23 protein-coding genes and 1 tRNA gene are annotated in these 22,169 nt (G+C 71.2%); 12 read left to right on the top strand and 12 right to left on the bottom strand.

Going from position 1 to position 22,169, the window contains the following annotated elements:
* Positions 1 to 2: 2 nt before the first annotated feature.
* Positions 3 to 407: a YtxH domain-containing protein gene (locus tag DEI82_RS00305; RefSeq protein ID WP_111035427.1), complete on the bottom strand. Its 405-nt coding sequence runs from the start codon at positions 405 to 407 to the stop codon at positions 3 to 5.
* A gap of 168 nt (positions 408 to 575) precedes the next feature.
* Here DEI82_RS00305 and DEI82_RS00300 point away from each other — a divergent pair, with 168 nt between their 5' ends.
* Positions 576 to 1,313 (top strand): MBL fold metallo-hydrolase, encoded by a 738-nt coding sequence (locus DEI82_RS00300; protein ID WP_111012242.1) that lies wholly within the window; start codon positions 576 to 578, stop codon positions 1,311 to 1,313.
* A gap of 121 nt (positions 1,314 to 1,434) precedes the next feature.
* Here DEI82_RS00300 and DEI82_RS00295 read toward each other — a convergent pair whose 3' ends face one another.
* The 6 genes from DEI82_RS00295 to DEI82_RS00270 all read right to left on the bottom strand — a co-directional run bounded on the left by DEI82_RS00295 (position 1,435) and on the right by DEI82_RS00270 (position 6,780).
* A complete protein-coding gene (locus tag DEI82_RS00295) occupies positions 1,435 to 2,361 on the bottom strand; it encodes a prenyltransferase (protein ID WP_111009693.1) in 927 nt (308 codons plus the stop codon).
* Positions 2,358 to 2,729, bottom strand: coding sequence for a lycopene cyclase domain-containing protein (locus tag DEI82_RS00290; protein ID WP_111035426.1), 372 nt, complete (start codon positions 2,727 to 2,729; stop codon positions 2,358 to 2,360). Before DEI82_RS00290 ends, DEI82_RS00295 begins: the two co-directional genes overlap by 4 nt.
* A gap of 64 nt (positions 2,730 to 2,793) precedes the next feature.
* Positions 2,794 to 3,159, bottom strand: a complete 366-nt coding sequence (locus DEI82_RS00285; RefSeq protein WP_111009695.1) for a lycopene cyclase domain-containing protein — start codon at positions 3,157 to 3,159, stop codon at positions 2,794 to 2,796.
* The gene (crtI, locus tag DEI82_RS00280; RefSeq protein WP_111035425.1) at positions 3,159 to 4,787 is read right to left on the bottom strand and encodes a phytoene desaturase family protein; all 1,629 of its coding nucleotides are present in this window, start codon (positions 4,785 to 4,787) and stop codon (positions 3,159 to 3,161) included. The genes DEI82_RS00285 and crtI overlap by 1 nt, the downstream gene beginning before the upstream one ends.
* The gene (locus DEI82_RS00275; protein ID WP_258371884.1) at positions 4,784 to 5,725 is read right to left on the bottom strand and encodes a phytoene/squalene synthase family protein; all 942 of its coding nucleotides are present in this window, start codon (positions 5,723 to 5,725) and stop codon (positions 4,784 to 4,786) included. Before DEI82_RS00275 ends, crtI begins: the two co-directional genes overlap by 4 nt.
* Positions 5,722 to 6,780, bottom strand: coding sequence for a polyprenyl synthetase family protein (locus DEI82_RS00270; protein WP_111035424.1), 1,059 nt, complete (start codon positions 6,778 to 6,780; stop codon positions 5,722 to 5,724). The genes DEI82_RS00275 and DEI82_RS00270 overlap by 4 nt, the downstream gene beginning before the upstream one ends.
* A 21-nt stretch (positions 6,781 to 6,801) precedes the next feature.
* On the opposite strand from DEI82_RS00270, the gene idi reads away from it, so the two are divergent.
* The 5 genes from idi (at position 6,802) to DEI82_RS00245 (ending at position 12,917) form a co-directional block, all read left to right on the top strand.
* The gene (idi, locus tag DEI82_RS00265) at positions 6,802 to 7,335 is read left to right on the top strand and encodes an isopentenyl-diphosphate Delta-isomerase (protein ID WP_111012239.1); all 534 of its coding nucleotides are present in this window, start codon (positions 6,802 to 6,804) and stop codon (positions 7,333 to 7,335) included.
* 195 nt (positions 7,336 to 7,530) lie between these two features.
* Complete coding sequence (locus DEI82_RS00260) at positions 7,531 to 8,550, top strand: LacI family DNA-binding transcriptional regulator (protein WP_111009699.1); 1,020 nt, start codon at positions 7,531 to 7,533, stop codon at positions 8,548 to 8,550.
* Positions 8,551 to 8,873: 323 nt separating this feature from the next.
* Complete coding sequence (gene mmsA / locus DEI82_RS00255) at positions 8,874 to 10,397, top strand: multiple monosaccharide ABC transporter ATP-binding protein (RefSeq protein WP_111012411.1); 1,524 nt, start codon at positions 8,874 to 8,876, stop codon at positions 10,395 to 10,397.
* Entirely contained in the window at positions 10,394 to 11,686 is a 1,293-nt protein-coding gene (gene mmsB, locus DEI82_RS00250; protein ID WP_111012238.1) for a multiple monosaccharide ABC transporter permease, read from the top strand. Before mmsA ends, mmsB begins: the two co-directional genes overlap by 4 nt.
* 133 nt (positions 11,687 to 11,819) lie before the next feature.
* Positions 11,820 to 12,917 carry a sugar-binding protein gene (locus tag DEI82_RS00245; protein WP_111009701.1) on the top strand — a complete coding sequence of 366 codons (1,098 nt, stop codon included), beginning with the start codon at positions 11,820 to 11,822 and terminating at the stop codon, positions 12,915 to 12,917.
* A 145-nt stretch (positions 12,918 to 13,062) separates the two neighbouring features.
* Here the strand turns inward: DEI82_RS00245 and dcd are convergent, their stop codons facing one another.
* A complete protein-coding gene (gene dcd / locus DEI82_RS00240) occupies positions 13,063 to 13,650 on the bottom strand; it encodes a dCTP deaminase (protein WP_111009702.1) in 588 nt (195 codons plus the stop codon).
* Positions 13,651 to 13,853: 203 nt separating this feature from the next.
* Here dcd and DEI82_RS00235 point away from each other — a divergent pair, with 203 nt between their 5' ends.
* Positions 13,854 to 15,995 (top strand): cytochrome c oxidase assembly protein, encoded by a 2,142-nt coding sequence (locus tag DEI82_RS00235; RefSeq protein ID WP_111035423.1) that lies wholly within the window; start codon positions 13,854 to 13,856, stop codon positions 15,993 to 15,995.
* 53 nt (positions 15,996 to 16,048) lie between these two features.
* Here DEI82_RS00235 and DEI82_RS00230 read toward each other — a convergent pair whose 3' ends face one another.
* Both DEI82_RS00230 and DEI82_RS00225 read right to left on the bottom strand, forming a co-directional pair.
* The gene (locus DEI82_RS00230) at positions 16,049 to 16,396 is read right to left on the bottom strand and encodes a hypothetical protein (protein WP_146242778.1); all 348 of its coding nucleotides are present in this window, start codon (positions 16,394 to 16,396) and stop codon (positions 16,049 to 16,051) included.
* Entirely contained in the window at positions 16,386 to 17,438 is a 1,053-nt protein-coding gene (locus DEI82_RS00225; RefSeq protein WP_111035422.1) for a DUF6177 family protein, read from the bottom strand. The genes DEI82_RS00230 and DEI82_RS00225 overlap by 11 nt, the downstream gene beginning before the upstream one ends.
* Before the next feature lie 279 nt (positions 17,439 to 17,717).
* Here DEI82_RS00225 and DEI82_RS00220 point away from each other — a divergent pair.
* From DEI82_RS00220 to DEI82_RS00210, 3 genes are all read left to right on the top strand, one after another.
* A tRNA-Gly gene (locus tag DEI82_RS00220) sits at positions 17,718 to 17,791 on the top strand.
* A gap of 324 nt (positions 17,792 to 18,115) precedes the next feature.
* Positions 18,116 to 18,568 carry a MarR family winged helix-turn-helix transcriptional regulator gene (locus DEI82_RS00215; RefSeq protein WP_111009707.1) on the top strand — a complete coding sequence of 151 codons (453 nt, stop codon included), beginning with the start codon at positions 18,116 to 18,118 and terminating at the stop codon, positions 18,566 to 18,568.
* Between the two features lie 73 nt (positions 18,569 to 18,641).
* Positions 18,642 to 18,851 (top strand): hypothetical protein, encoded by a 210-nt coding sequence (locus tag DEI82_RS00210; protein ID WP_111012216.1) that lies wholly within the window; start codon positions 18,642 to 18,644, stop codon positions 18,849 to 18,851.
* A gap of 58 nt (positions 18,852 to 18,909) precedes the next feature.
* Here the strand turns inward: DEI82_RS00210 and DEI82_RS00205 are convergent, their stop codons facing one another.
* A complete protein-coding gene (locus DEI82_RS00205) occupies positions 18,910 to 19,701 on the bottom strand; it encodes an SDR family NAD(P)-dependent oxidoreductase (protein ID WP_111012215.1) in 792 nt (263 codons plus the stop codon).
* Positions 19,702 to 19,763: 62 nt separating this feature from the next.
* Here DEI82_RS00205 and DEI82_RS00200 point away from each other — a divergent pair, with 62 nt between their 5' ends.
* Positions 19,764 to 20,489, top strand: a complete 726-nt coding sequence (locus tag DEI82_RS00200) for an SDR family oxidoreductase (protein ID WP_111035421.1) — start codon at positions 19,764 to 19,766, stop codon at positions 20,487 to 20,489.
* Positions 20,490 to 20,529: 40 nt separating this feature from the next.
* On the opposite strand, the gene DEI82_RS00195 is transcribed toward DEI82_RS00200, so the two are convergent.
* Positions 20,530 to 21,390 (bottom strand): phosphatase PAP2 family protein, encoded by an 861-nt coding sequence (locus tag DEI82_RS00195; protein ID WP_181435041.1) that lies wholly within the window; start codon positions 21,388 to 21,390, stop codon positions 20,530 to 20,532.
* A gap of 211 nt (positions 21,391 to 21,601) precedes the next feature.
* Here DEI82_RS00195 and DEI82_RS00190 point away from each other — a divergent pair, with 211 nt between their 5' ends.
* Entirely contained in the window at positions 21,602 to 22,057 is a 456-nt protein-coding gene (locus DEI82_RS00190; RefSeq protein ID WP_111012409.1) for a DUF4383 domain-containing protein, read from the top strand.
* The last annotated feature ends 112 nt before the right edge of the window (positions 22,058 to 22,169 follow it).

Here is a 22,169-nt window from a genome sequence, read left to right as displayed (position 1 = left end):
GCCTACACCGCGTCCGGCGACGGCGTGCCTGCCGTACCGGTCGTGTCGGTCTCGCTCGACGTGGCGGCGCTCGGCGCCTCCGGCTTGCCCGCAGCGCTCGGACCCGCGGTTCCGGGTCCGCCGGCCACGGTGTCGGTGCTCGAGGCGTCGGCGTCGGTGTCGCCCGACGACTTCACCTTGCTCTGCACGGCGCCGGCGGCACTCGTCGCCGCGTCCTTGACCTTGCTCGCGACGACCGGTGCCTTGTCCTTGACGAAGCCCTCGGCGTCGTGGAGGCCCTTCTGCACCTTCGGGTCCGACCACACGCCCTGCGCCCGGGTGCGGATGCGCTCGTACGAGGAGCGTCCGGCTCGGGCTCCGAGCACGTACCCCAGCGCGATGCCGGCGATGAACAGCAGTCTCTTCATGGTGGTCCTCTCGTGTGGAGTCGTCCACCGCCGTGCCTACTCGGAGTCGAGTGGACGCTCATGCGGCTCGCACCGGTCTCCCAGGCGCCGACGTCGGCCGTCCCCCGGTCGCGCACACCGTCGTGCCGCCCGACGGCCCGCGCGGGCGCCGACGAGTAGCCTGCGGCCATGCTGTTCCGAGACGTCGCCGAGGGGATCCACCGCCTCGAGATCGCCCACACGAACCTCTACCTCGTCGAGACCGGCGACCAACTGCTCGTCGTCGACAGCGGTCTGCCCGCCGCGTGGCCGCACCTGCTCGTCGCGATCGCCGAGCTCGGGTACACCCCCGACGCCGTCGAGGGCATCGCGCTCACGCACGGGCACTTCGACCACGTCGGCACCGCGGCCCGTGCGCGTCGGGAGTGGGACGTGCCCGTGCTCGTGCACCCGCGGGACGCGGAGCTGGCCGCTCACCCCTACCGGTACCGGACGGAGCGGAACCGGCTCGTGTACCCGCTGACACACCCCGCCGGCCTCCCGAAGCTCGCGCGGATGGTGGTCGCGGGAGCGCTCATGGTCGAGGGTGTGACCGACACGAAGCCGCTCGACGAGCGGGACGCGGTGCAGGCCTCCCCGTGGATCATCGAGACGCCCGGGCACACCGACGGCCACGTCGCGCTGTACTTCGCCGACCGCGACGCCCTCATCGCCGGCGACGCGATCGTCACGCTCGACCCGTACACCGGTGGGATCGGGCCGCAGATCGTCGCCGGGTCGGCCACCGCGGACAGCGGCGCCGCCCTGGAGTCGCTCGACCGGCTCGTCGACACCGAGGCACGGATCGTGCTCCCCGGGCACGGCCCCCAGTGGCGCCGGGGCATCCGGAGCGCGGTCGAGCAGGCCAAGCGCCGATCCGCGCACTGAGGTCGGGGTTCGCCGACGTGACCCAGCGGGTCGCGTGAGGTCGGGCGCGGGTCGCGTGGATTCGGGCCGCGGGTCGGGTGGAGTCGGACGGGGGTCGCGTGCGTTGGGGCGCCGCCGCGACTCAGCGGGTCGCGGCGTAGCCGATGAGCACCATGGTGACGAGGAACCCCGCCAGGTAGTTCACGAGCAGGAACCGGCGCCACCCGGCGTTCGCCGCGTCGGCGTCGGCGTCGGCGACCGACCACCACGGCAGGACGTTCAGCGCGTAGGGCACGACGACGATCGCCGCGAACGGCCCCGGGAACGGCGTCGCGAGCACGACGAGCCCCGCGACGACGTAGGCCACGAACGCCAGGCGCACCGTGGCCCGGGCGCCGATGACCGTCGCGACGGACCCGATGCCCCCGGCGCGGTCGGCCTCGACGTCCTGGACCGCACCGAACGCGTGGCTCGCGACACCCCAGAGGAAGAACGACACGCACACGGCCAGGAGCGAGCCCGTCCAGTGCGCCCCCGCGAGGGTCAGGCCGTACACCGCCGGGGACACGAAGTGCGTGCTCGAGGTCAGGGAGTCGAGGAACGGCCGCTCCTTGAACCGCAACCCCGGCGCGGAGTACGCGACGACGGCGAACACGCTGACGGCGAGCACGAGCCAGCTCCACGGGCCGCCGAGCAACACGAGTGCGACGAGGAACGGCACGTTCGTCACGACGACGGCGACGAGGGTCGTCCGATGCACACTGCGGTCGAGCAGGGCGCCCTCGACGCCGCCCTTGCGCGGGTTCCGCAGGTCCGACTCGTAGTCGAACACGTCGTTGATCCCGTACATCGCGAGGTTGTAGGGGACGAGGAAGTACACGACCCCGAGCACGAGGACCGCGAGGTGGAAGCCGTCCGCCTCGTGTGTCCCGACCCCGGTGCCGAGCACGTACGCGGCCGCGAACGGGTACGCGGTGTTCACCCAGCTCACCGGCCGGGACGACACGAACAGCGCCCGGAGTGTCGACCCCGCGCGGCGCGGTCGGGCCGTCGGACTCGCGGCGCTCATCGTTCCGACCTCGATCGGGGCCCGAACAGCACGACGAGCGACGGCAGCAGCAGGACCGCCGCGATCGCGTACGCCAGGTCCTCGACCGGGACGACGCCGAGACGGATGCCGCTGATCCGCTGCGCGTCGTACGCCACGATGCCGGTGCCGACGATCACGTTGTCGAACACGACCGTCGCCACGACCAGGACGACGCCCGCCACCAGGCCGGTCAGGAGGACCGTGTGACGCCACCGCGCGACGGCCTCCGGTCCGCGCCGGACCGCCACCCGACGCACCGCGACGACCGCGGCGGCCACGGCCACGAGGACCACGACGGCGAGGAACGCGAGGTCGAGGAGGGCGTAGGTCGCCGCGCCCGCGGTCATCGGAGCACCACCCCGGCGGCCGGGAGCACCGAGAGCACGCGGGCCACCCGCGGCGGCACCCCGCTCACCGCGCCACCCCGTTCGTCCGGCGGGCGGGAGGTTCGACGCGCGGCGGGGCCGTGCGCTCGACGACGGGTCGGACGAAGCCGATGAGGTCCATCGTCACGTAGCAGAGCAGCGCGAGGAAGAACAGCTCCTCGACCGGGACCTCCGGCGCCACCTGGACACCGATGAGCCACGAGGACGGTCCGCGGTGGAAGACACCGAGTCCGATCCCCGCGAGGTCCCACACGAGGAAGTACGCGATCCCGACGGCCATGACGGCGGCAGCCCGCCGCGGGCCCCGCCAGAAGAACAGGCGGAACCGGGCGTCGAGCACCGTCATGCCGACGAGCGCGACCACGAGACCCGCCAGGTAGAGCCCGGGCATCAGGGCCGCCGTCGCTCGAGCGGCTCCGGGAGCGGCTCGGTCGAGGTGTCGCCGTGGATCCGTTTGAGCAGCACCTCGGCACTGATGAGGCACATCGGCAGCCCGATGCCGGGGATCGTCGACGCCCCGACGTGGTAGAGCCCGTCGACCCGGGTCGACGCGTTCCGCGCCCGGAAGAAGGCGCTCTGCCGCAGGGTGTGGGCCGGCCCGAGCATGCTCCCGCTCCACGCGTTGTAGTCGTCGGCGAAGTCCCTCGGCCCCACGGTGCGGCGAACCCGGATGCGGTCGACGAGATCGGGGACACCCGCACGCTCGGCGAGCGCCGCGATCGCCCGGTCCGCGATGCGCTCGACCTCGGGATCCCCCGCACCGTCGATCCCGCCACGTCCGATCCCGACGTCGGCCGGCAACGGGACGAGCACGAACACGTTGCTCGACCCCGCCGGCGCGGCGGTGGGGTCGGTCTCCGAGGTCGCGGACACGTAGATCGACGCGGGGTCGGGCACGTGGCGTTCCTTGCCGAAGATCGCGCCGAAGTTCGCGTGCCAGTCCGCCGTGAAGACGAGCGTGTGGTGCAGCAGGCCGGGGACGGGTCCGTCGATGCCGAGGTAGACGAGCACCGCACTCGGACCCGGGTCGCCACGTTCCCAGTAGGCGTCGCCGTGCGATCGGTACCGCGGCGGCAGCAGGTCGGTCTCGGTGTGGTGCAGGTCGGCCGCACTGACGACGAGGTCGGCCGGGGTCGTGACCGCGTCGCCGTCGGACGTCGTGTGGTGCACGCCCGTCACCGCGCCGTGCTCGACGACGATGCGGTCGACCGTGGCCCCGGTCACGATCCTCGCGCCCTCGGCCGATGCCATCCGCTCGACCGCGTCGATCACCGTGCTGATGCCGCCCTGCGGGTACAGGACGCCGTCGGCGAGGTCGAGGTGGCTCATCAGGTGGTACATGCTCGGCGCGGCATACGGGCTCGTGCCGAGGAACACGGCGGGGTACCCCAGCACCTGCTGCAGGCGCCGGTCCTGCACGGTGGCCTCGACGAAGGACGACAACGGCCGGGTGAGCAGGCGGAGCAGCCGCCCGGCGCGACGGAGCACGTCGGGTGTCGCGAGCCGCCGCAGGTCCTGGAAGCTCGTGTAGAGGAACCGGCGCACGGCCATCGCGTAGGTCTCGGCCGCCGAGTCGAGGTAGCGATCGAGCCGACGGCCCGATCCCGGCTCGATCGACTCGAAGAGCGCGACGTTGGCCTCGCGGGTCGCGGCGAGGTCGATGGGCTCGTCGTGGCCCTCGCTGTACACGCGGTACCCGGGGTCGAGTCGGACGAGGTCGAGCTGCTCGGCCGCGGACGTCCCGAGCAGCCGGAAGAAGTGGTCGAACACCTCGGGCATCAGGTACCAGCTCGGCCCGGTGTCGAACCGGAAGCCACCGGCCGACCAGGTCCCGGCGCGCCCCCCGAGCTCGGACCGCTGCTCGAGCACGGTCACGGCGTAGCCGTCGCGCGCGAGCAGTGCGGCGGCGGCGAGCCCGCTGATGCCGCCACCCACGACGACGACGCGACGGGCGGGGACGCGGCGGCCGGACGGTGCGGTGTCGGCGGCCTGGTCGGCCGCGGTGGTCTCGGTGCTCATGCCGTGCCTCCCGGCCGGTTGCCGCGTCGAACGCGAGGGACGGGGGCGCGGCCGACGAGCACCCGGGCGGCCAGAGCGGCCTTGACCGGGTCGGGGACCCGGACACGCGTCGTGACGAGCCGCTCGGCCGGGGTCGCGGCGATCCGGTCGTTGAGTTCCTGGAACAGGGCGTGCGCGAGGGTCACCGCAGGACGTGCCCGGCCGGGCAGGAGCGGGAGCGCACGCGCGGCGGCGTCGAGGTCGTCCTGCACGTCGGCCACGAGCCGCACCTTCGTCGCCTCGTCGAACGACCGGACGTCGACCCCGGGGAAGTACGACCGGCCGAGCTCGAGGAAGTCCGCCCGCAGGTCGCGCAGGAAGTTGACCTTCTGGAACGCGGCCCCGAGGCGACGAGCTCCCGTGACGAGCACCGCCTCGTCGAACGTCGGCCGTCCCGCCCGGTACACGAATGCGCGGAGGCACATGAGTCCGACGACCTCGGCGGAGCCGTACACGTAGTCGACGAACGAGGCGTCGTCGTGTTCGCTGCGCGTGAGGTCGGCCCGCATGGACCGGAAGAACGGTTGCGTCAGCTCGGCCCCGAACCCGGTGGTCCGGGCGGTCCGGGCGAAGGCGTGCACGACCGGGTTGACGGAGAACCCGATCGTCATCGCACGCTCGGTGTCCTGTTCGAGCTCGTCGAGCAGGCGGCCCGCGAGTGTCGGGTCCAGGCCGGCCTCGGTCGCGGGGCCGTCGACGATCTCGTCGGCCACCCGGACGAGCGCGTACACGTGTTCGATGTGCTCGCGGACGTGCGCTGGCAGCAGGCGCGATGCGAGCCCGAACGACGTCGAGTACCGGCGGATGACGACCGACGAGGCGGCCGCCGCGGTCGCGTCGTACAGGCCGAGCCCCGTGGTCACGGTCGGGACCGCGCCCGCCACGTCGCCCCGGGTCACCGGACCCGGTCCACGAGTTCGGTCGCGATCGCCGTCAGCTGGCACCGCAGGTCGTCCGGGAGGCCGGCCAGCGCTGCCGTCGCGAGGCTCGCGTGGCGCTCGACCCGCTCCTGCGCGACGTCGCGTGCGCCACTGCACAGGAGACGGAAGCGCAGGTGCTCCGCTTGGTCGTCGGTGAGGTCCCGGTTCCCGAGGAACGGCTCGATGGCGGCCCAGTGCTCGGTCGTCGCCGCGTGGGCCACGAGCACGGTGCGCTTGCCCTCGCGCAGGTCGCCCACCGCGGTCTTGCCCGTCGTCGCCTCGTCCCCGAAGACCCCGAGGATGTCGTCGACCACCTGGTACGCGACCCCGATCTCGCGCCCGAACACCCCGAGCGCGGCGACCACCGCGTCCGACGCCCCCGCGAGCACCGCGCCGGACTGCAGCGGTGCCTCGAACGAGTACACCGAGGTCTTCGCGCGCTCCATGGCGAGGATCTCGTCCACGCTCGGCATGACCCCGATCGACAGGTCGACGTCGGTCATCTCGCCCGCGGCGCTCGCGAACACGGCCTCGTCCAACAGGTCGAGCAGTCGCGTGCGGCGCTCGCCGTCGACGCCGCTCGACTCGATGAGCCGCGGCGCGCCCGCGAGGGCCAGGTCCCCGGCGATGACGGCCGCGCTCGTGCCACGGTGCTCGGCCACCGGCGTCGGGATCCCGCCCGTCGTGGCCTCGTCCCGGTAGCTGCCGGCGACGTTCGGCACGCCCCGCCGGGACCAGTCGCGGTCGATGACGTCGTCGTGCACCACGAGCGCGGTGTGCAGCAGCTCGTATGCCGCGCCGACGTGGGCCGCCGCATGGAGGTCCCGCCCGCCGAGCCCGGTGTAGGCGGTGAGCACCATCCGCGGACGGAACTGCTTGCCGCCGGTGCTGGCGCGCTTGAGCACACGCCAGAGGTCCTCGGACGCACGGCCGTAGGTGCTGGCCCGACGCGCGGCGAGTGCGAAGAACCGCTCGAGGCACTCGTCGACGAGCGTGAGTCCGTCCCGGGCGACGGCGGTCGCGTCGTCGTTCATTGGCCTAACCTATCCATCGCGATGAGCACTTTCCCGGAAACCGTCGTCCTGCTGGACGACGACGGCGCCCCCATCGGTGTGGCCGACAAGTTCGCAGTGCACACCGACGCGACGCCGCTGCACTTGGCGTTCTCGTGCCACGTGTCGGATCCCGAGGGGAACATCCTGGTCACACGCCGGGCCCTGACGAAGGCCACCTGGCCCGGGGTGTGGACGAACACGTTCTGTGGACATCCCGGGCCGGACGAGTCCTTCGAGGACGCGATCGCCCGACGTGCCGCGCGCGAACTCGGGATCACCGTGGCGGACGTGACCCCGGTCCTCCCCGACTTCCGGTACCGCGCCGTCGACGCGTCCGGCATCGTCGAGAACGAGGTCTGCCCGGTGTTCCGTGCGACGACGACCGACGTGCCACGACCCGCGGCGGACGAGGTCGCCGAGTGGATCTGGGTCTCCGAGGACGAGCTGCGGGCCGCGGTCGCCGCGGCTCCGTTCGCGTTCAGCCCGTGGCTCGGGTGGCAGCTCGCGGTGCTGCCGGCGCGCGCGCTCGACTGAGGCGGACGCCTGGTGGACCCCCGTCCCCGGGTCGTCCGGACGGCGGCCCGGGAGGCGTCCCCTCCACTGCGCGACCCTGCGGCCGGGCCGCCGCTCCGGTGCCTGCGCGAACTCGATGCGGCGCCCGACAGCGGAACGTGCATAATGATGTGGCTCGCGATGTGAACGTGCACATCGGGGTGGAATGAGAAGGCAATGGCGTCGGCGAAGACAGAGAAGTCGCGTGCGCCCAGCATCCGGGACGTCGCTCGGGTCGCGGGGGTGTCGCACCAGACGGTCTCCCGCGTCCTCAACAACTCCGACGCGATCCGCGAGGCGACCCGGGACAAGGTCGTCGCCGCCATGGAGCAGCTGCAGTACCGGCCGAACCGGGCCGCCCGCGCCCTGGTCACCAGTCGCTCCCGCACCATCGGGGTCCTCACCTCGCAGCGCTCCCACTACGGGCCGACGTTGACCCTCCAGGCGATCGAGGACGCCGCGGTCCGACGCGGGTACTTCGTGACGACCGCGAACATCGCGGCGCCGGACGACGCGTCGATCCGCCAGGGCCTCGGTCACCTCCTCGACCAGGACGTCGAGGGCATCGTCGTCATCGCGCCGCAGACGCGGGTGTTCGACGTGATCGCCGAGTCCGGCATGCAGACGCCGTACGTCACCCTGCGATCGAGCATCGGCGAGGACCCGACCGCGCTCTGGGTGGACCAGATGACGGGGGCGCGGCTCGCCACGGCGCACCTGCTCGACCTCGGGCACCAGTACGTGCGGCACATCGCCGGTCCGCGGGACTGGATCGAGGCGGACGCGCGCATGCAGGGGTTCCTGCGCGAGATGTCCGACCGTGACATGCCCGTGCAGCCGCCGATCCTCGGGGACTGGACCGCCGACTTCGGGTACCACGCGGGCCGCGAGCTCCTGCGCTGGCGGGACTGCACGGCGATCTTCTGCTCGAACGACGCCATGGCCCTCGGCGTCATGCACGCCGCCCGCTCCTACGGGCTCGACGTCCCCGGCGACCTGTCCGTGGTGGGCTACGACGACATCCCCGAGGCGCAGCACTTCTGGCCGCCGCTCACCACGGTGTCCGTCGACTTCGCCGAGCTCGGGCGCCGTTGCGTCGACCTCCTGCTCCCGGTCGAGGGCGACCTCCGGCCCGTCGACATCGTGCCCCGACTCGTCGTCCGCGGCTCGACCGGCTCGCCCCGCAGCCGGTCGTGACCGCCCCTGACCCCCGTTCCAGGGGCCTCCGGACCGCGTTACCAAACCGCGACCCCGGGGAATTGACAGCCGCCCGGAACCTGTGCGTAATATTGCCCCCGTTCCGCTCGATGTGACCGTTCACATGGCGGACGACCCGGACGCGACAACGGAGTCCGACACAGTGCTGCTGTGGCCTCCGCTGGCGCGATCACCAGAAGGACTGCCGACACCTCGGCAGAAGGAGATGCACTGTGGCGTCACACCCGATCGGAACCGGCTCCGGCCAGTTCGAAACCGGCACCGAGACCCGGTCGATCACCGCGAACGAGACGATCCTCGAGATGCGGTCCATCACCAAGGAGTTCCCCGGCGTCAAGGCCCTCTCCGAGGTCAGCCTGACCGTGCGCGCCGGCGAGATCCACGCGATCTGCGGCGAGAACGGCGCGGGCAAGTCGACCCTGATGAAGGTCCTGTCCGGCGTGTACCCCTACGGGACCTACACCGGCGACATCGTCTACGAAGGCGAGGAGGTCCGGTTCGCGAACATCAAGCAGTCCGAGCAGGCCGGCATCGTCATCATCCACCAGGAGCTCGCGCTCATCCCGGAGCTGTCGATCACCGAGAACCTGTTCCTCGGCAGCGAGCCGAGCCGCTTCGGCGTCATCGACTGGACCGCGGCGCAGCTCCGCGCCGAGGAGCTCCTGGCCCGCGTCGGCCTCGACGACAACCCGGACACGCAGATCAAGAACCTCGGTGTCGGCAAGCAGCAGCTCGTCGAGATCGCCAAGGCGCTGCACAAGAACGTCAAGCTCCTCATCCTCGACGAGCCGACGGCGGCCCTGAACGAGAACGACTCGCAGCACCTGCTCGACCTCATCGTCGGCCTCAAGTCCCGCGGCGTCAGCTCGATCATCATCAGCCACAAGCTCAACGAGATCGAGCAGATCGCGGACAGCATCACGATCATCCGTGACGGCAAGTCCATCGAGACGCTCGACGTCCAGGCGGACGGCGTCAACGAGGACCGCATCATCCGCGGGATGGTCGGCCGCTCGCTCGAGAGCCGGTTCCCGGACCGCACCCCGAAGATCGGCGACGTCTTCTTCGAGGTCCGCGACTGGACGGTCCAGCACCCGGTCGACCCCACGCGCCTCGTCTGCAAGGGCTCGAACTTCCACGTGCGCCGCGGCGAGATCGTCGGCTTCGCAGGCCTCATGGGTGCGGGACGCACCGAGCTGGCGATGAGCATCTTCGGCCACTCGTACGGCACCTTCGTCAGCGGCCAGATCATCAAGGACGGCCGCGAGATCAAGGTCAACAACGTCCAGCAGGCGATCGACAACGGAATCGGCTACGTGTCCGAGGACCGCAAGGCGCTCGGGCTCAACCTCCTCGACACGGTCAAGCGCTCGACCGTCGCGGCCGACCTCAAGAAGATCTCGAAGGGCGGCGTCGTCGACTCCCTCGAGGAGTACGACGTCGCCGAGAAGTACCGCAAGATGCTCCGCACCAAGGTGCCCACGGTCGAGGAGGGCGTCGGCAAGCTCTCCGGTGGGAACCAGCAGAAGGTCGTCCTGTCGAAGTGGATGTTCACCGACCCCGACCTGCTCATCCTCGACGAGCCCACCCGCGGCATCGACGTCGGCGCGAAGTTCGAGATCTACGGGATCATCCAGCAGCTCGCGGCCGAGGGGAAGGGCATCATCCTCATCTCCTCGGAGCTCCCGGAGCTCCTCGGCCTCTCGGACCGCATCTACACGATCTTCGAGGGTGCGATCACCAACGACCTCCCCGCCGGTGAGGCGGACCCCGAAACCCTCATGCGAAGCATGACCTCCGCGCGGAAGGGCGCACTCACGAAATGAACAACCTCAGACTGCTCTTCGGCAAGGGCAACAGCGTCGGCCAGTACGGCATGATCATCGCGCTCGTCGCGATCGTGATCATCTTCGAGATCTTCACCCACGGGCTCACGCTGGACCCGACGAACATCATCAACGTCTTCCTCCAGTACTCGTACATCCTGATCCTGGCGCTCGGCATGGTCATGGTGATCATCGCCGGTCACATCGACCTGTCCGTCGGGTCGGTCGCGGCGTTCGTCGGCATCATCGTGGCGCAGTCCATGGCGGTCTGGCACTTCCCGTGGTGGCTCGCGATCATCCTCGGTCTCGCCGTGGGTGCGGCGGTCGGCGCGTGGCAGGGCTTCTGGGTCGCGTTCGTCCGCGTCCCGGCGTTCATCGTGACACTCGCCGGTCAGCTGATCTTCCGTGGCGCGAACCAGATCATCGGCAACTCGACGTCGGTCCCCGTGCCGAACGACTTCCAGACCATCGGCGCCGGCTTCATCCCGGACTTCGGCCCGGACTTCGGCTTCAGCAACGGCACCCTGATCCTCGGCATCGTGACCGCGCTCGCGCTCATCTACATGGAGGTCCGCGGTCGCCAGCGTCGCAAGAAGATGCAGGCCGAGGTCCCCCCGGTGTGGGTGTCGTTCGTCCGGACCGGCGTGCTCGTGGCCGTGACCCTGTTCGCGACCTACCTGTTCGCGTCCGGCAACGTCGGCACCTCGGTCCCGGTCGTCGCGATCATCCTCGGCGTGCTGGTCATCATCTACGGCTTCGTGACCCGCAACACGATCTTCGGTCGTCAGGTCTACGCCGTCGGTGGCAACGCGAACGCCGCGGTCCTGTCCGGCGTGAGCGCCCGCAAGGTGAACTTCTTCGTCATGGCGAACATGTCGCTCCTCGCGGCCGTCGCCGGCATGGTGTTCACCGCCTACTCGAACGCCTCGGGCCCGAACGACGGCACCGGCTGGGAGCTCGACGCCATCGCCGCCGTGTTCGTCGGTGGTGCCGCGGTCTCCGGTGGTATCGGTACCGTCTCCGGCTCCATCGTCGGTGGTCTGGTCATGGCCCTCCTGACGAACGGCCTGTCGCTGCTCGGCATCGAGTCCAACATGACGCAGATCATCCGCGGTCTCGTGCTCCTGGTGGCCGTCGCCTTCGACGTCTACTCGAAGTCGCAGGGCCGTCCGTCGCTCATCGGCGGCATGATGCGCCAGTTCCGGCGGCAGGAGACTCAGGAGACGACCATCGCGGACCAGCAGCCGCAGTCGATCCAGGACCAGCCGGACAAGGTCCTCTCCCACTGACCCCATCCATCCCCTGAACCCGCCGGCGGCGGTCACCACCGCCGCCGGCACCCGACGACGGCCTCCGCCGTCGACACGACCCGGGAGGGTCGGCACCGTCCCTCCCCTACCTCAACGAAGAGAAAGCAATCACATGCGCAAGAAGTTCATGATCGGTGCGAGCGTCGTGCTCGTCGCCGGTCTCGCCCTCACCGGTTGCTCGGCCCGCGGTGGCTCGAGCGCGAGCGGTGCGGACATCAAGAAGGGCGACACCATCGGCGTCGCGCTCCCCGCCAAGACGTCGCAGAACTGGGTGCTCGCGGGCGCCGCCTTCAAGAAGGCGATCGTGGCCGCCGGCTTCAAGGCCGACATCCAGTACGCCGCCGCCACGAACACCGTGTCCGACCAGCAGAGCCAGGTCTCCGGCATGGTCACCAAGGGCGACAAGGCGATCATCATCGGCGCGCAGGACGGCTCGCAGCTCGGCTCGCAGGTCAAGGCCGCCAAGACCTCCGGCGCGACCGTCATCGCGTGGGACCGCAACCTGCTCAACACGAAGAACGTCGACTACTACGTCGCGTTCAACAACTACAAGGTCGGTCAGCTGCAGGCGCACGCCCTGCTCGACGGCCTGAAGAAGAGCAAGGGCAACGGCCCGTACAACGTCGAGATCTTCGCCGGTGCGTCCACCGACGCCAACGCGACGGTGTTCTACAACGGTGCGATGAGCGTCCTCACCCCGAAGATCAAGGACGGCACGCTCAAGGTCGTGTCGGGTCAGACCAAGTTCCAGAACGTCGAGACGGACGGCTGGCTCGCCCAGAACGCCCAGTCGCGCATGACGAACCTGATCACGCACTACTACTCGGGCGGCACCAAGCTCGACGGCGTCCTGTCGCCGAACGACACCCTGGGCCGCGCGATCCTGACGGCCACCAAGGCCGCCGGTATGCCGAACCCGATCGTCACGGGCCAGGACTCGGAGACCGCGTCGATCCCGCTCATCATGAACGGCACGCAGTACTCGACGATCTACAAGGACACGACGCTCGAGGCCAACACGGCCGTCGACCTGGTGAAGACCCTCAGCCAGGGCAAGAAGCCCAAGACGGTCCTCGACAAGGCCAACAACAACAACGGCGTCAAGACGGTGCCCGCGATCGAGCTCACCCCGGTCCTCGTGACCAAGGAGAACGCGGTCCAGGCGTACAAGAACAACCCGACGCTCGAGCAGCTCGCCAAGCAGGGCTGACCCGCCGCGTCACCGACGCACACAGGACCCCGTCCGCGACCCAGTCGCGGGCGGGGTCCTCGTCGTTCCGGGCCGGGATGGGCCTCCCGGCGGTGGGCACGACCCGCGCGTCTGCGGGAGCGGCGGGGGGCGAGGAGCCGGCGCGCTACCGCTCCCCCGACACGTCCGTCCGGTGGAAGTTGAGCGCCGAGCGGGACGCCGTCGGACCCCGCTGCCCCTGGTACCGCGACTGGTACTCGGCCGAGCCGTAGGGCTTCTCCGCCGGGCTGGAGAGCTGGAAGAAGCAGAGCTGCCCGATCTTCATCCCCGGCCACAGCATGATCGGCAGCGTCGCGACGTTGCTCAGCTCGAGCGTGACGTGCCCGGAGAACCCGGGATCGATGAACCCCGCGGTCGAGTGCGTCAGCAGCCCGAGGCGTCCGAGCGAGCTCTTCCCCTCGAGTCGCGCCGCGATGTCGTCGGGCAGCGTCACGACCTCGAACGTCGACCCGAGCACGAACTCGCCCGGGTGCAGGACGAAGGGGTCGTCCCCGGTGGTCTCGACGAGCCGCGTCAGGTCGGGCTGGTCGACCGACGGGTCGATGTGCGGGTACTTGTGGTTGTCGAAGAGCCGGAAGAACTTGTCGAGCCGGACGTCGATGCTCGAGGGCTGCACGAGCGACGGGTCGTACGGGTCGAGGCCGATCCGTCCGGCGTCGAGCTGAGCGGTGATGTCGCGGTCGGAGAGCAGCACGGGTCGATCGTATTGCGCGCGGTCCGGACGGTGCCAGCCGCCTCCGCCCGCGACCGTCGTGCACTGAGTGGGGCCGCAGCGCCCGGCCTGTGGAGACTCAGCGGGCGTGTCGGGAGGCGGACGTACGATTGACCGTCCGCGCACCCCGGCCCTCCCGGCCCCGCCGCGCATCCGCTGATGAGAACAGGCCGTCGAGACCAGGCATGACCGTCACCTCCTCCCCCGCCGAGGGCGCCCCCACCGCTGCCGACGACCGCGTCGACCCCTCGCGCAGCGCCGGTTCCGACACCGACGGCGCACTGCCGGGAGGCCCAGCACCGGACACCGAGCCCGCCCCGGCCCGCGCGTCCACCGTCGCGACGGTCCTCGCCATCGCGGTGCCGCTCGCGGTGGCCTGTGCGGTCGGGTCGATGGCGTTCACGGGGGCGCTGACGGGCGACCGGTCACTGGTCGACGCCGGGAACTTCGTCGCCGTCAGCCTGCCGATCGCCCGCGCCGTGCACGACGGCATGGCCGCGCTCACCGTCGGGCTGCTCATCGTCGCCGCGTTCGCGCTGCCGGCCCAGCGCAAGGACCCGAAGCAGATGTCGCGGATCCAGCACCGCGCCGCACGGTGGGCCGCCGTGTCCGGGTCCGTCTGGTTCCTCGCCGCGGTCGTCGGGGTGCTCCTCACGGCCGCGACCACCCTCAGCGTGCCGTTGACGAGCCCCGTGTACGCGCGGAACTTCCTGGTGTTCGCGTTCCAGGTCGAGATCGGCGAGTCCCTCGTGGTCTCGGCGGCGGCGGTCCTCATCGCCACGGCGATCGCCGCGTTCGCCACCCGCGTCACGACGCTCGCCGTCGCCACGTGCTTCGCACTGTTCGCCTTGCTGCCGCTCGCGCTCTCCGGGCACTCGGCGGGGTCGTTGCAGCACGCGAACGCGGTCAACTCGCTCGCGATCCACCTGGTCGGCGTGTGCGTCTGGGTCGGCGGTCTGGTCGCGGTGGTGCTCCTGCGCACGGGCACGAAGGGCGCGACGGGCCGGGTCGTCGCCCGCTACTCGACGCTCGCGGGCTGGTGCTTCGGTGCCGTCGCGTTCTCGGGGATCATCAACGCGTCGCTCCGGATCACCGGCCCCGGCGACCTCGTGACCACGCCCTACGGCTGGCTGATCACGATCAAGGCGACGATCCTCGTCCTGCTCGGGATCGCGGGCGTGGTGCAGCGTCGCCGACTGGTGCCGGGCCTCCTGCGGGACCCGTCCGACCGGCGCCTGTTCGTGCGGTTCGCCCTGGCCGAGATCGTGTTCATGGCGATCGCCATGGGCGTCTCGGTCGGTCTGTCGCGGAGCCAGCCGCCGGTGCCGCAGACGCCGGTGGTGGGCGACGACGCGCGGAGCGGCCTGATCGGGTTCCCGTACCCGCCCGCGCAGACCCTGCACACGTTCCTGACCCAGTGGCAGATCGACTGGGCGTGGCTCGCCGTCGCGGTGACGATGGGCGTCTGGTACCTGCTCGCGGTCCGCAAGCTCCGTCGCCGCGGCGACAAGTGGCCCGTCCACCGGACGGTGGCGTGGCTGCTCGGATGCGTCCTGTTCATCTGGTTCACGAGCGGTGGGCCCGCGGTCTACGGGATGATCCACTTCTCGAGCCACATGATCCAGCACATGGGTCTCATGATGTTCGTGCCGCTGCCGCTCGTGCTCGGCGGCCCCGTGCTCCTGGCGCTGCGGACCCTGCCCGTGCGGAACGACGGCAGCCGGGGCTCGCGCGAGTGGCTCATGCTGTTCGTGCACTCCCGCTACATGCACTTCCTCGGGCAGCCCGCCGTGGCGGGAACCCTCTTCGCGGGCTCGCTCATCGTCTTCTACTTCACGCCCGCGTTCCAGTACGCCATGCAGTCCCACGAGTGGCACGTCGTGATGGTCGTGCACTTCATCCTGAGCGGGTACCTGTTCTTCTGGGTCTTCATCGGGGTCGACCCGGGGCCGAAGCGTCCGCCGTACCCCATCCTCATCATCGCGCTGCTGGCCACGCTCGCCTTCCACGCCTTCTTCGGGGTCGCGGTTATGACGAGCTCGGACGTGTACGCGCTCGACTGGTACCACGCGCTCGGGCAGACGAACGACGCCGCGCTCCTCGCCGACCAGCACACCGGCGGGGGGATCGCCTGGGGCGCCTCGGAGATCCCGATGGTGCTCGTCGCGCTGCTCGTCGTCCGGGGCTGGATCCAGTCGGACGAGCGCACCGCCAAGCGCCTCGACCGGCAGGCGGACCGTGACGGCGACGCCGAACTCAACGCGTACAACGAGCGGCTCGCGGCGATGAACGGCCGTCGGGCTCCCGGCGCTGGGGACCAGCGGTAGCACCCCGGCCGCCTTCCGCTGCGCCGAGCGGGGGACCCGGCGGCCGGGGGCCGTCAGCTCCCGTGGACGATGCAGACCGCGTCGAGCGCTCGGGCGGCCTCCTCGGCGGCGGCGACCCCGGCCTCCCCGTCCGGCCCGTAGGGCGCAACGGCGTCGACCCACCACAGCGGTACGGGCAGCGGGGGCGCGTCGGGCAGGATGCGCTCCACCTCGCTCGCGGCGTCGACCCGGTGCACACCGAGGACGCTGATCACGGGGTGATCGGCGTCACGGCAGACCTGGAGCACGGAGCCGTCGTCGAGGGCGCGCACGCCCCAACCGTCCGCGTGCGCGACGATCGCTTCCGCCACCTCCCGCAGGTCGACGGGCTTGCGGGAGAGCAGGGTGACGTCACGGGGCACCGGCGCCCCCGAGCGTCCGTGCATCGTGCTCGTCGAGGGCACCCTCGGCCTGCGCGGGCTCGAGCGGGCCACCGCCCACGAGCGTCAGGAAGCGGTCCTCGTCCATGCGGTCGAGGAACGCCTCGAGCGCGTCCCAGCCGGAGTCGAACCGGACGAGGAGACCCTCGTGGTCGTCCGACCCGAAGGTCTCGATGCGGGTGTCGGCGGGAGGCCAGTGGCCGCTGCGGTCGAGGAACGCCGTCGCCTCGGGGCCGACGACGACCGCGGCGGGCTCGGGCTCGCCGTACGACACCGCGCGGACCATGTGGTCAGCATCGCCGTGGCGCCGCATGACGACGCCGAACACCGGGACGACGTCGTTCGCGACCTCGCGGACGGCGTCGAGCACGGCGTCCACTCCGCCGTCCGGCTCGGTGACCATGGCCGAGAGCGTCTCGACCACGAAGCCGTTCGTCATGTGCGCGGTCATGGTGGCCGCCATGCCGTCCCCGATCGCGTACGAGGTGCTGACGTCCGGGGCGCGGTGCTTGGCGTACTGGGTGACGACCCAGCGGTCCCACGGCACGGTGAGCGGCTCGGCGGTTCCCCATCGCTCCGGGCAGCTGTCCGCGGCGCCACACAGCGCCTCGAGCGCACCGCCGACGTTGATCTCGCGGTCGGGGTGGTGTCGGAGCGTCAGGTCGATGCTCACCTGCGGGACGGCGTGCGGGGCGACCGGGTGCTCGGGCGACGGTGTCCCGGACAGTTCCGGGCCGCGGAGCACGAAGTCGTCGATGGAGGTCGCACGGACCCCGGTGCGGCCGTCGCGCAGGGAGCCGTCGCGGTCCGTGACGGCCCATGCCGCACCGTGGGCACCGAGGGCGTGCCGGAGCGCGGGTGTGATCGCGGCGTCGGCCTCGGTCCGGAGCACGACGAGGCGTTCGCTCGTCGCGGCTCGGGCGAGCAACGACGCGAGGGCGTCGGTGAGCCAGACCACCGGGGCACTCGACTCGACCACGATCGCCGGTCCGACGACGTCGTCGATGAGTGGGTGTCTGACCATCCGCTTCGCCTCCCGAGTGCTGCTCACGGGCCGATGGGCACCGAGCGCAGGGAATTGCTCGGCACCGTGGACGGTACACACGGACGCTCGGCGTGTCCGTGGAGCACGGCCGCTCCCAGGGATCCTGGAGGGACGTGCCGGAGCCGGCCCGGGCCTCCCGGCTGGAACGGGCGCTCCGCTCCGCGTGCCGACGTGCGGTGATCGACCGGGAGGTCCCGCCCACCTCGTGCGCGCGGGTGCCGCGCGCATCCGCTAAGCTGGTTCGAGCCTCCGGGCGACGCGAGTGTAGTTCAATGGTAGAACTCCAGCTTCCCAAGCTGGTAGCGCGGGTTCGATTCCCGTCACTCGCTCCACAGGACCCGTGTCGACCGCACGTTCCGCGTTGCGTCCGCATCGCTGGCACCGGCATGGTGGAGGCGGCGACACGCGTGGAACACGACGCCTTCGGGGTCCCGGTCCACTGCGTCCGCTCGACGGGACGGGTAGCGCGTCGACAGGAGCAGGGACCGGGAGGGATACACCGCTCGGACCGGGCACGGGCGGGGTCCGGTCCGTCCGGGTGCAGCGGGTACTCCTCCGAGCGTAGGTGTCGGCCGGACGCCCGACAACGTCGCAGCGCGCCCCAGTTCGAGGGCGGCAGGGCACGAACCATGAGGGCACGAACGTAGGATCGAGCCATGACCGCTGCGCCGGAGACCGTGGACCCGCTCGCCCTCGACCGTCAGCTCTGCTTCGCGCTCGCGGCGACGTCCCGGGCCGTGATCGGGCTGTACCGGCCGCTCCTCGAGCCGATGGGTCTCACGCATCCGCAGTACCTCGTGATGCTCGCGCTGTGGGAGGACTCCCCCAGGTCGGTCCGGGCGATCGCGCGCGAGCTGCACCTCGACTCGGCGACGCTCAGCCCCCTCCTCAAGCGGCTCGAGGCATCCGGATATGTCCGTCGCGACCGCAGCCCGAGCGACGAGCGCCAGCTGCAGGTGTCGTTGACGACCGCGGGTCGCGCCCTGCGCGAGCGGGCGCGGGCGGTGCCGCTCGCCGTCGCCGAGCGGCTCGGGTGGCCGGTCGCCCGTCTGGAGGCCCTGAAGGACGACCTGACGGCCCTCCTGTCGGTCGTCGACGACGCCTCCTGACCCGTCGCTTGTGGTCAGGAGGCAGGACAGCGTCGTACACTGATCATTAGGGTACGAACGAACTGGAGGAGCGATGGCGGGTCGATTCGGACGCTGGTACACGCGCTGGAACACGACGCTCATCGAGAAGATGGGGCCGTCGCAGATCGGCGCCGGGCGTCCCGAGGGCCCCGACGACCGCACGGTGGACCGCGCGTGCCCGCTCTGCGGCGCGCCCCTCTCACAGCACCGTGTCGAACGCCGCGAAGGGCAGCGGGCCTCGTCGACGCTGCACTGCCCCTGACCCGGAGCGAGCCCACCGCGCGGAGCGGGACAGCGCCGTCGCCCGGGCAGGGAGCGCGTCAGTCCGGCAGCGCCGCGATCTCGTAGGCCTTCGCCGGGATCTGTGTCGCGAACTTGCCGCCGCTCACGTCGATGAGCGCGCCGGTGACGTACCCGGCAGCTCGACTCGCGAGGAAGCAGACCACGTCGGCCACGTCGTCGGCGGTCTCCCAGCGGCGGAGCGACAGCGTGTCGAGCAGTCGCGCCTGCGCCGCGTGGTCCATGTCGGCGAAGCCGTTCATCGCCGTCGGCACCATGCCCGGGGCGTAGGCGTTCACCGTGACGCCCCACGGCCCGAGTTCACCCGCCAGGACCCGCGTGAACTGCACGACCGCCGCCTTCGAGGCCGCGTAGGCGGCGCTCCCGACGCTCGGCACGATCGCCGCGAACGACGCCGCGTTGACGATGCGTCCGGACCGCTGCGCCCGCATGGTCGGGATCACCGCTTGGCTCATCAGGAACACCCCGCCCACGTTGACGTCGAAGCACCGCCGCCAGCGGTCGGGGTCGAGCGTGTCGATGGTGCCCTCGACGTTGATGCCGGCGTTGTTCACGAGCACGTCGATCCGTCCGGCGCGCTCGACGATCGTCGCGACCGCGGAGCGGACCGAGGCCGGATCGCTGACGTCGCACACGAGCTCGACGAACCGGTCGGCCGGCGTCGGAGCAGCTCCGTCGCCCGCCGCACCGAACGCCAGGTCGAGCGCGAACACCGTCGCACCCTCGGCGAGGAACCGCTCCGCGATGGTGCGTCCGATCCCCCGGCCCGCACCGCTCACCACGACCACCTGGTCGTTGAACTCGATCAGCATCCTCGCTGCCTCCACCCGTCCGCGTCGTGCCGCCGAGCATACTGACGACAGGAGGACGGACGATGAGCGATGACGCACGGGTGCTGTGGATCACGGGCGGCGGGACCGGGATGGGGCGCGCGGCGGCGCGGATGGCTGCGGCCGCAGGGTGGCGCGTCGCGGTGAGCGGCCGTCGCCGGGAGGCCCTGGACGCGGTGGTGGCCGAGGTCCGGTCCGACGGTGGGGACGCGATCGCCCTGCCGGTCGACGTGACGGACCGGCGGGCCCTGGCCGCCGCCCACGCCGAGCTCGTCGATCGTCTGGGCCGCATCGACGGTCTCGTCCTCGCCGCCGGTCTCAACGACCCAGCCCGACGATGGGCAGACCAGGACCTCGCCCGCTTCACACAGATCGTCGACACGAACCTCACGGCGGTGGTGGCGGCGGTCGACCTCGCGCTGCCGGAGCTGCGGCGGGCGGCCGGCGTCGTGGTCGTGGTGTCGTCGTACTCGGGATGGCAGTTCTCGCCCGGGGCCGGCGTGGCCTACAGCGCGAGCAAGACCGCCCTGGGATCCGTCGTCCGGACGTTGAACGACCAGGAGGCCGAGCACGGCGTCCGGGCCTGCCACCTGTGCCCGGGAGACGTCGACTCGGACTTCCTGGCGATGCGTCCGGTCGTGCCGGACGCCGACGCCCGCGCGGTGATGCTCACCCCCGAGGACGTCGCCGCAGCCGTGCAGTTCGTCCTCGACGCTCCCGGACACGTCCGCGTCGACGAGCTCGTCATCTCGCCCGTCTCGCAGCGCTGAACCGCGGCGACCGCCTCACGCACTCCGGCCAGACCGCTCGTCAGCGCCGACCACCCCCACCGGCGTGGTGCATGCCGTCGGCGAGCCACACCGCGAGCATCGTGAGCACGACGCTCCCCGACGCCGCCATCCGACCCGCGACCAGCAGGGACGGACCGTCCGCCGCGTCGCTCACCACGAACACGACCGCGGCGACGGCGCCGATGAGCACGGCGATGCCGAGGGCCGCCAGGAGCGCTCCGGTGACGAGGACGCGCGGCCCCCGCGGAGCGTCGCGGTCGCCCCGCAGGCCGAGGTCGACCCGCGGTCCGACCGCCCGGACGATCCCGAGCCAGAAGAGCGCGACCCCACACGCGCCGACGATGTCGCTCATGCGGTGCCAGCCGTAGACGACGGTCTGGTTCGCCACGATCACCGCGTAGGCGGCGCCGACGAGCAGCACCACGGGCCGGAACCGCCGGGGGGTCACCATGAGCACCGCGAACGACGCCGCGAGCGCGATCGTGGCGTGACCCGACGGGAACGAGTTCGGGGTCGTCGACCCGGCGATCTCAGGGCGCGCGGCGATACGCTTGAGCAAGGTCGACGTCCCCGCGGACGCGAGCACCACGACCCCGGCTCCGATGCCCACGCCGAGCCGCCGTCGGCCCAGACCGACGGCGACGATCACGACGACGAGCAGCAGGATCACCGGGACCGAGATGACGTTGAGCGCGGTGTCGGACCCGAACAGGTCCGTGTCACGGACCCCGCTCAACGCAGCGTCCTCGAGGCGCTGACCGATCGGGGTCAGCACGGCGGCCGCGTAGACGAGAGGCACGACCACGAAACCCACGGCAGCGAGCAGGAACCACCGTCCCCGACGTGACACCTCGCCGGTGCGGTCGGGCGTGAAGGTCACGGGACTCCTCTTGATCGGGGCGGTGGTCGTCGGCGTGGGCATCCGCATCGTGGCGGCGCTCCGATTGGGCCGGTCGGGGCGGGACACGATACCGTTTCCCCGCCCGCCGGAGGCTGAGAGCGACCATCGACCGTCGCGCTCGGCGCGCATCTGGGCGGCACTGACCCACGATCCCGAGGACGACCACGACGTCCGAGGAGAGGAGAACGAGATGTCCATCGTCCAGCCGAGCTTCGCGTCCTCACCGAACCGGGCGCTCGCCATGACGGCGGGCTCGATGTTCGCCATCTGGGGCGTCCTCGGCTTCTTCTTCGCGGGCAACGGCGGTCACCACTTCCTCGGCAACGAAGGCGGCTACCTCTGGGGCGCGTTCCTCGTGAACCCCGCCCTGGCGTTCATCTGGACGGCGCTCGCGGCCGCCCTCCTCATCGCCGGCATGGGGACGCTCCCGTCGGCGCGGGGCATGAACCTGCTCGTCGGCGTCATCGTCCTCGTGATCGGCGTCTACGGGTTCGTGTTCATGAACACGAGCGCGAACGTCCTGGCGGCGAACACCACCGACAACGTGTTCCACGTCATCGTCGGCGCGATCCTCGTGCTCACCGCGATCGGTGCGGACAAGCAGAACTTGCGGGCGATCCGCGGCCTCAACCGCGCCGGCGCCTGAGCGCTCCCGCTCCACGGCACCGACGACGCCCCCGGGACATCCCGGGGGCGTCGTCCTGTCCGCGCGGCGCGCCGCATGGGAGGCACTCCCCGGCTCCCCCGTCATTCGCCCG

It is taken from the genome of Curtobacterium sp. MCBD17_019 (genome assembly GCF_003234555.1).
Classification (GTDB): Bacteria; Actinomycetota; Actinomycetes; order Actinomycetales; family Microbacteriaceae; genus Curtobacterium.
This window is presented reverse-complemented; position numbering and strand designations above follow the sequence as displayed.

Bases quoted from the DNA above. Each gene is read 5' to 3' on its own strand.
- DEI82_RS00270 (WP_111035424.1), bottom strand. From the start codon at position 6,780: ATGAACGACGACGCGACCGCCGTCGCCCGGGACGGACTCACGCTCGTC.
- DEI82_RS00225 (WP_111035422.1), bottom strand. From the start codon at position 17,438: ATGGTCAGACACCCACTCATCGACGACGTCGTCGGACCGGCGATCGTG.
- DEI82_RS00235 (WP_111035423.1), top strand. From the start codon at position 13,854: ATGACCGTCACCTCCTCCCCCGCCGAGGGCGCCCCCACCGCTGCCGAC.
- mmsA (WP_111012411.1), top strand. From the start codon at position 8,874: ATGCGGTCCATCACCAAGGAGTTCCCCGGCGTCAAGGCCCTCTCCGAG.
- DEI82_RS00300 (WP_111012242.1), top strand. From the start codon at position 576: ATGCTGTTCCGAGACGTCGCCGAGGGGATCCACCGCCTCGAGATCGCC.
- DEI82_RS00285 (WP_111009695.1), bottom strand. From the start codon at position 3,159: ATGCCCGGGCTCTACCTGGCGGGTCTCGTGGTCGCGCTCGTCGGCATG.
- idi (WP_111012239.1), top strand. From the start codon at position 6,802: ATGAGCACTTTCCCGGAAACCGTCGTCCTGCTGGACGACGACGGCGCC.
- DEI82_RS00290 (WP_111035426.1), bottom strand. From the start codon at position 2,729: ATGACCGCGGGCGCGGCGACCTACGCCCTCCTCGACCTCGCGTTCCTC.
- DEI82_RS00205 (WP_111012215.1), bottom strand. From the start codon at position 19,701: ATGCTGATCGAGTTCAACGACCAGGTGGTCGTGGTGAGCGGTGCGGGC.
- DEI82_RS00215 (WP_111009707.1), top strand. From the start codon at position 18,116: ATGACCGCTGCGCCGGAGACCGTGGACCCGCTCGCCCTCGACCGTCAG.
- DEI82_RS00260 (WP_111009699.1), top strand. From the start codon at position 7,531: ATGGCGTCGGCGAAGACAGAGAAGTCGCGTGCGCCCAGCATCCGGGAC.
- crtI (WP_111035425.1), bottom strand. From the start codon at position 4,787: ATGAGCACCGAGACCACCGCGGCCGACCAGGCCGCCGACACCGCACCG.
- DEI82_RS00245 (WP_111009701.1), top strand. From the start codon at position 11,820: ATGCGCAAGAAGTTCATGATCGGTGCGAGCGTCGTGCTCGTCGCCGGT.
- DEI82_RS00200 (WP_111035421.1), top strand. From the start codon at position 19,764: ATGAGCGATGACGCACGGGTGCTGTGGATCACGGGCGGCGGGACCGGG.
- mmsB (WP_111012238.1), top strand. From the start codon at position 10,394: ATGAACAACCTCAGACTGCTCTTCGGCAAGGGCAACAGCGTCGGCCAG.
- DEI82_RS00295 (WP_111009693.1), bottom strand. From the start codon at position 2,361: ATGAGCGCCGCGAGTCCGACGGCCCGACCGCGCCGCGCGGGGTCGACA.
- DEI82_RS00210 (WP_111012216.1), top strand. From the start codon at position 18,642: ATGGCGGGTCGATTCGGACGCTGGTACACGCGCTGGAACACGACGCTC.
- DEI82_RS00190 (WP_111012409.1), top strand. From the start codon at position 21,602: ATGTCCATCGTCCAGCCGAGCTTCGCGTCCTCACCGAACCGGGCGCTC.
- DEI82_RS00305 (WP_111035427.1), bottom strand. From the start codon at position 407: ATGAAGAGACTGCTGTTCATCGCCGGCATCGCGCTGGGGTACGTGCTC.